A 6,521-nucleotide genomic window follows, 5' to 3' on the forward strand; every position below is an offset into this window, starting at 1 on the left:
CGCAACGGGTGCGAACGCGATGGGGGGCGGTTACTTGACGGCGCCGGCGGTGAGGCCACGCACGAGTTGACGCTGGAAAATCAACAGCAGGGCGAGCACGGGAACCGCGGCGATGATGGCCGCCGCGAAACCGTAGTTCAGTTCGTTCGGGTTCTCGGTGAGGAAGGATCTCAGCGCCACCTGCACCGTTTGATAGTCGGAGGACTTCACGGCGAAGCGGGGCCACACGTACTGGTTGTAGGCGCTCAGAAAGCTGACGACGACGAAGGAGCCCACCACCGGCTTGGTCACCGGAACCGCGACCTTGAACAGGAACCGCAGATCGGAATAGCCGTCGAGGCGCGCCGCATCGAGCAGGTCTCGGGGGATCCCGAGAAACCCCTGGCGGATGAGGAACACCCCGAGCGCGGAGGCGAGGAATGGAAGCGTAAGCGCCGCGAGGGTGCGTAGATAAGTGCTGTTGTTGACGCTGATGAGGTCGAGGTCGAACATCGTCTGAACGTTTGCGATGAGGGTGACCTCAATCGGCAGCAGCATCGTGGCGATGACGAAACCGAACATGAGCTTCTTCAGCGGGAACTCGAGAAAGGCGAACGCGTAGGCCGCGAGCACCGAGGTGATCGTCTGGGCGACGACGATGATGGAGGTGACCACCAGGCTCTGCCACATGGGTTTACCCATACCGAGTGTGTTGAAGGCCTTGGTGAAGACCCCCCAATCGGGGTCGACCGGGGTGAGCGACGGGGACTTGGCGAACAAGGTCGACGCGCCCGAACTCACCGCTCGGACCAGCGTCATGTAGATCGGAAAGAGCACCACCACCGAGATGGCGCTCAGCAGGACGTACCAGCCGATCTTGGACAGCATCGAGGTGCCGGCCTGGCTCGGATCAGTGGTCCTCGACCCGGCTTTTCTCGGCCCAGTTGTCCTCTGCTCAGTTCTCATAGTGCACCCGCTTGTTGAGCATGAGGTACTGGCCCATCGACACAATGAGCGTGACCACGAAGAGCCCGATGGCCATCGACGCACCGCGTTGAAGGTCGGTGCGCCCCTGTAGCTGGGCGATCTTGAACAACAGGGTTTCGGTCGAGCCGGCCGGGCCGCCGTTGGTGAGGATGTCGATCTGGGCATACGCCTGCAACGCGTGGATGACCAACACGACCGCAAGGAACATGAGCGTGGGGGAGATCATCGGCACGGTGATGCGGAAGAATCGTCGGATCGGGCCGTACCCGTCGAGGGTCGCCGCCTCGTTGATCTCATCGGGAATCGCCTGCATTCCGGCGAGGACGATGATGAAGGTGAGGCCGATGTTTTGCCACACCGAGGTCAGCGCGACGCCGCGCAATGCACCGGTCTGGCTCGACAGGCTGATGAATTCGACGTCTCGGAAGAAGCCGGCGTTCTTGTTGATCAGCGTGTAGAAGACCACCGCCGACACCGCGACCGACGAGGCGACCGTCGAACTGAAGATCGTCTGGAAGATCTTGATGCCGCGCAGCCTCCGGTTGGCGACGGTGGCCAGCACCACACCGAGGATGAGGCCGGCGGGCACCGTGTAGATCATGAAGCGAACGGTGATCCACAGACCGTCGAGGAAGTCCGCCGAACTCAACGTGTCCCAGATGCCGCGCACCCCGACAAAGCGGGTCTCGTCGGAGTTGGTGAACTTCTGATTCAGCGCGAAGTCGATGATGCGCACGAAGGGGTAGTAGGCGAACGCGAGGAAGACCGCGATCAACGGAGCCAACATCGCATAGGCGAGCAGGCCCTCGCGGACCTTGCGGGACCGTGCGGCGACGCTCATCAGTTCACCCGCTCGGTGGTGGCCGTGTCGAAGGCGTGGACCTGTGTCGGATCGACGCTGAGCCCGACGACCGAGCCCACCTCGGGGGCGGCTTCGGCCGAACTCTGGCGGATCACCCAGCGTGCCCCGTCGACCGACGCGATCACATGGCGTTCGTGGCCGAGCAGTTCGAGACTCAACACGGTTGCCTGCAGGTCGTTGCCGCCGATGCGAACGTGTTCGGGACGTATCCCGATGGTCACCTCGCGCCCCGGCGCAGCGTTCATGGCGGCGCCGACTCCGACCCGGCCGGCTCCGACCCCGATCGAGTTGGCGGTTTCGCTGATGCCGGCGAGCAGGTTCATGGGCGGGCTGCCGATGAACCCGGCGACGAAGCTGTTGGCCGGGCGGTCATAGACGGCCTGGGGTGCCCCGACCTGTTGGAGTTCGCCATGGTTCATCACCGCGATGCGGGTGCCCATTGTCATCGCCTCGACCTGATCGTGGGTGACGTAGATGAAGGTGGTCTCGAGGCGTCGCCACAACTCGACCAGTTCGAGGCGCGTCTGGTTTCGTAGCTTCGCGTCGAGGTTCGACAGCGGCTCGTCCATGAGGAACACGTGCGGGCGTCGCACGATCGCTCGAGCGAGTGCGACGCGCTGGCGCTGCCCGCCGGAGAGTTCGCCGGGCTTGCGGTTGAGATAGTCGCTCAGGCCGAGGATCTCGGCGGCCTCGTGCACCCGCTGGGAGCGCGAGGCCGCGTCGAGACGATTTGCCGAGCGCGCGGTGAGCGGCGACTCGATGTTCTTGCGCACCGTCATGTGCGGGTAGAGCGCGTAGCTCTGAAAGACCATGGCGATGTCGCGGTCTGACGCGTGCACGTCGTTGACGAGTTCGCCGCCGATGCGCAGCTCGCCCGAGGTGACGGTGTCGAGGCCGGCAACCATGCGCAGCGCCGTGGTCTTGCCGCACCCGGATGGGCCGAGCAACACCATGAACTCGCGGTCGGGGACCTCGAGGGTGAGTTCGTTGACAGCGATCGCGTCGCCGAAGTGCTTCGAGACACTCTGGAAACTCACGTTGCTCATGGGGCTCCGTTTCGGACGGGGTTCGAGACCGCAACCCTACTGAGCGCAACGGGCGAGGTGCACCGACGACGCTCGATCTCAGCTCACGATGAGCTGTGCCTTGACGACGTCCTCGCTGCGCGCGGCCACCGCGCCATAGGCGGCGGGAGCGTCTTCCAGGTCGAAGGTGTGGGTGAAGATGTCGGAGGTGGCAAGTCGCCCGTAGCGCACGAGTGGCACCAACTCGGCCCAGTTGCGGTGCACGACGGCGGTGGTCATGGCGAGGTTGATGCTGCGAAACACGCCCATCAGCAGCGGAGCCGGGTACGGCTCGAGGTTATGCACGCCGACCACCGAAATACCTCCCGTGTCACGAACCGCTGCGAAGGCCGTATCGAGGGAGCGATCGTTCGCCACGGCGTCGATCACGGCGTGAGCGCCGAGGCCATCGGTCAGGTCGCGCGCCTCGGCCGCCACGTCGAGGGCTCCGTCGATGGGGATCGCGCCGAAACGCTGCCCCCGGTCGCGGCGGCCGACCACCGGGTCGTAGGCGAAGACCCGGGCCGCGCCGAGCGCGTACGCCGAGCGCACGGCGCACAGGCCTACGGCTCCCAGCCCCAGCACCAAGACGTCGGCTCCTGGCGCGAAGGCTGCTCGTTTGGCCGCGGTCCAGCCGGTGCTGAGGTTGTCGGTCAACAACAGGGCCGCCTCGTCGTCGATACCTTCGGGGATCGCCAGGAGGTTGAAATCCGCGCCGGGCACCGCGAGGTACTCGCTTTGGGCACCGCCCAGCTCTCCGGCACCGAACACCCTCGCTCCGTCGACACACGCCGTCGGGTTGCCGGTGCCGCATCCGGCGCAGCGCCCGCATCCCGCAACCGACGCCACGAGCACCCGGTCGCCCACGCCGACCGAACGAACCTCGGCTCCCACCTCGATCACGGTGCCGACGGCTTCGTGTCCCGCGGCGACGGGATACATCGGCAGGTCGCCGTCGTAGAAGTGCAGGTCGCTTCCGCAGATCGCCGATCGTTCGACCCGGATGACGGCGCTGCGGGCATCGCCAAGCGAGGGGTCGGGAACGGTTTCGACCGTTACCGTGCCAGCTTCATGGATAAGGACCGATCGCATGGCTGCACCATAGGTCGCGCGCTCCCGGGCAGGAGCGGGAGCGGGTTGTATCGACGCGGGTGCCTACACTCGCCGCGGTGAGCGACACCAACGACTCCAGCGGTCGCAGCAACTTTGACGACACCACGGGCAGCCCGACCTCTGGCGGCTCGACCTCCGGCGAGGGACTCATTGCCCAACCCATCGCCGAGGTCTCCGAGGAACAGCTTCGGTCGTTTCTCGACGATCTGTCGGTTCCGACGCTGTTGGTGACCTGCGTACACCTGGCCGCCGACGACGCGACACGTCGGAGCATTCTCGACGGTCCGCTGCGACCGGCCGGTAGCTATCTCAACGAATACCAGGGGTTCATGTCGGATGAGGATCAGGTCGCGGCGCGCCAACTCGCCTTGGAGATCATCGCCGACTGGCGAGACCGAGGCGCCCCGACGCCCGAACCGATATCGCCCGAACTGCTCAAGGAGTTGATGGAGTGGATCGTCGGAATGCCGGTCGGCGACGAGTATGTGCCGATGATGACCGAGGAGCTGGCCCTCGACGGTCGCGACGACCGCGCTGAGGAACCCACCCCTGGCGCGCAAGACCTGCCCGTCGTGGTGATCGGTTGTGGGATGAGCGGTCTGTTGGCGGCGATTCGCCTCGGACAGGCCGGTCACCCCTATGTCGTGCTGGAGAAGAACGACGGCCCGGGCGGAACGTGGTGGGAGAACCGCTATCCCGGTGCCCGCGTCGATGTCGGAAGTCACTTCTATTGCTACAGCTTCGAGCCGAGCGATCACTGGTCGGAGTTTTTCGCCCGCCAACCAGAGCTGCAGGCCTATTTCGAGCGGGTGATGGACAACCACGGGGTCCGGCCGCACGTGCGATTCGGCGTCGAGGCCACCGATGCGGACTGGGATGAGGAACGCGGCGTGTGGGTGGTGTCGACGTCCTCGGGTGAGATCGTCGAGGGGCGCGCGTTGCTCAGCGCGGTGGGCATGTTGAACCGCCCCTTCGTTCCCGAGGTGGAAGGCGACTTCGACGGTCCCGCGTTCCACACCGCCCGGTGGCGTGACGACGTCGACCTCACCGATCGCGACGTCGTGATGATCGGCGCGGGTGCCACCGGATTCCAGGTGGCCCCGGCGATCGCCGAGCAGGTCCGCTCGCTCACCGTGCTGCAACGCAGCGCGCAGTGGATGTTCCCCAACCTCGGCTATCACGATGCCGTCGGCGACGGAGTGCGGTGGGCCATTGCCAACCTGCCGTATTACGGGCGTTGGTTTCGTTTCCTCATCTTCTTCCCCGGGTGCGATACCGGTCTCGACGCGGCGATCGTCGACCCTGACTACGTCGACGCCGAAGGCGGGCAACGTCTGGCGGTCAGCGAGATCAACGAGATGGCGCGAGGGTTCTTTGCCGACTGGATCATCGGCCAGGTCGACGGCGACCCCGATCTGGTCGCCAAGGTCGTTCCCGACTACCCGCCGACGGGCAAACGCACCCTGCAGGACAACGGGAGTTGGCTGCGTACCCTGACCCGCGGCAATGTCGAACTCGTCCGCGCCGGGGTCGAACGCCTGGAGCCCGACGGGGTGGTCGATTCCGATGGGGTCAAGCACCGGGCCGATGTCGTCGTGTGGGCCACCGGGTTCTGCGCGAACGACCTCATCAGCCCGCTGCGCATCCGTGGACGCGGTGGGGTGGACCTACATGACGCCTGGGCGCGACGCCCTCGGGCGCTGCTGGGCATCACCGTGCCGGAGTTTCCCAACTTCTTCATGCTGTACGGACCCGGAACCAACCTGGCGAGCGGCGGCAGCATCATCTTCAGCAGCGAATGTCAGGTGCGCTATGTGATGGGGTGCCTGCGACTGTTGGCCGAGCAACACGGCACCTCTATCGAGCCTACGACAGCGGCCTACGAGGACTGGTTCGACCGCTGTCAGGAGCGGGTCCGCCAAACGGTGTGGGCCTCACCACACATCGCCCACAGCTACTACAAGGCCGATGACGGCGAGGTGTACGTGCTCAACCCGTGGCGCCTCGTGGACTACTGGACCTGGACCCGCGAGCCCAATGCGACGGACTATGTCGTGTCTGCAGCGACGGGGCGTGGCGCCTCGACGTAGCCTGTGTACATGGGCGACACCGAGAACGACGCCATCGACCTCGAACATGCCAACGGTTGGCTGGCCTTCGAGATGCTGGGCCAGCTCCTCGACCAGGAGGAGTTCCACCCGGAGCAGATGAGTGAAACGACGGCGTACCGATTCGGCGTCGCCGGCACCAACGGCAACTTCCGAGTGGTCGTTCACTGCAATGTGGAACTCGAACAACTCTACGTCTACGTGCTCACCGACGTTCGGGTTCCCGAGGACCGACGTCTCGCGGTTGCGGAGTTGTTCACCCGCGCCAACTACGGCATGCGGATCGGGAACTTCGAACTCGACCTGCGCGACGGTGAGGTGCGCTACAAGTCGAGCGTCGACTTCGAACACAACGCGCTTACGGCGAGCCTTGCCATGAATGCCTTGATGCCGGCGCTCGGCACGATG

At 65.3% G+C, this 6,521-nt stretch carries 6 protein-coding genes; 2 read left to right on the forward strand and 4 right to left on the reverse strand.

Annotated features, from left to right (window positions below; genetic code table 11):
• Window positions 1-30: 30 nt before the first annotated feature.
• The 4 genes from M9952_12735 to M9952_12750 all read right to left on the reverse strand — a co-directional run bounded on the left by M9952_12735 (window position 31) and on the right by M9952_12750 (window position 3,984).
• A complete protein-coding gene (locus M9952_12735; protein MCO5313788.1) occupies window positions 31-867 on the reverse strand; it encodes a carbohydrate ABC transporter permease in 837 nt (278 codons plus the stop codon).
• Window positions 868-934: 67 nt separating this feature from the next.
• Window positions 935-1,807, reverse strand: coding sequence for a sugar ABC transporter permease (locus tag M9952_12740; GenBank protein MCO5313789.1), 873 nt, complete (start codon window positions 1,805-1,807; stop codon window positions 935-937).
• Window positions 1,807-2,874: an ABC transporter ATP-binding protein gene (locus M9952_12745; protein MCO5313790.1), complete on the reverse strand. Its 1,068-nt coding sequence runs from the start codon at window positions 2,872-2,874 to the stop codon at window positions 1,807-1,809. Before M9952_12745 ends, M9952_12740 begins: the two co-directional genes overlap by 1 nt.
• A 78-nt stretch (window positions 2,875-2,952) precedes the next feature.
• Window positions 2,953-3,984 carry an alcohol dehydrogenase catalytic domain-containing protein gene (locus M9952_12750; protein MCO5313791.1) on the reverse strand — a complete coding sequence of 344 codons (1,032 nt, stop codon included), beginning with the start codon at window positions 3,982-3,984 and terminating at the stop codon, window positions 2,953-2,955.
• Between the two features lie 77 nt (window positions 3,985-4,061).
• Between M9952_12750 and M9952_12755 the strand changes: the two genes are divergently transcribed.
• Window positions 4,062-6,095, forward strand: a complete 2,034-nt coding sequence (locus M9952_12755) for an NAD(P)/FAD-dependent oxidoreductase (protein ID MCO5313792.1) — start codon at window positions 4,062-4,064, stop codon at window positions 6,093-6,095.
• Window positions 6,096-6,104: 9 nt separating this feature from the next.
• The coding region (locus tag M9952_12760; protein ID MCO5313793.1) for a YbjN domain-containing protein at window positions 6,105-6,521 on the forward strand (417 nt) is incomplete at its 3' end.

It is taken from the genome of Microthrixaceae bacterium (assembly GCA_023957975.1).
GTDB lineage: Bacteria > Actinomycetota > Acidimicrobiia > Acidimicrobiales > Microtrichaceae > JAMLGM01.